The organism is Parabacteroides sp. CH2-D42-20 (genome assembly GCF_003670185.1).
In the GTDB taxonomy this organism is placed as follows: domain Bacteria; phylum Bacteroidota; class Bacteroidia; order Bacteroidales; family Tannerellaceae; genus Parabacteroides; species Parabacteroides distasonis.
Genome location: NZ_RAYG01000103.1, coordinates 1 through 556 on the forward strand (window position 1 = coordinate 1; position 556 = coordinate 556).

The 556-nt window shown below is 36.7% G+C and carries 1 protein-coding gene; it reads left to right on the forward strand.

Annotated elements, in window-relative coordinates; genetic code table 11:
• Window positions 1-351 (forward strand): DUF86 domain-containing protein (locus tag D7V92_RS21935; protein ID WP_370036725.1); only part of this gene is annotated, 351 nt, incomplete at its 5' end.
• Window positions 352-556 lie beyond the last annotated feature (205 nt).

Sequence of the window (556 nt, forward strand, 5' to 3'; positions counted from 1 at the left end):
ATCCGTTCTTCTTTGATAAAGATACAAACGGCTTTAGATAGAATATTAAAGAGATCGGAAACAATACTTTCTCCAGATGATTTCTTGACGACACCAAGTGGAGTTGAGAGGTTGGAAAGTATCTGTATGCTGTTGATTGCAATCGGAGAAAGTGTCAAGCGTATTGATAAAGCCACAAATAAAGAACTTTTATCGCATTATCCTGAAATTGATTGGAAAGGAGTTATGGGAATGCGAGACATTATAGCGCATCATTATTTCGATATAGATGCAGTTATCGTTTTTGATGTAATGAAAAACAACCTGCCAGCCGTAAAAATGACTATTGATAAAATGTTATCTGACATTTAAAATTCTCTATACATTATTATATATTCCTCTTACTTGGGTAACGCCAAAGAGTAAGCCAAACCAAGTATATCTTATGCGTTCATAAGTCCACTACCTTTTATGCCCCCACCCAGTAAGGAGAAGAAAAAGGAATATCCTACACAAAAGCCTACAGGATCAGCCGATCACGATTTCATGTTCAGACGGGTACACTACCATTCAATCC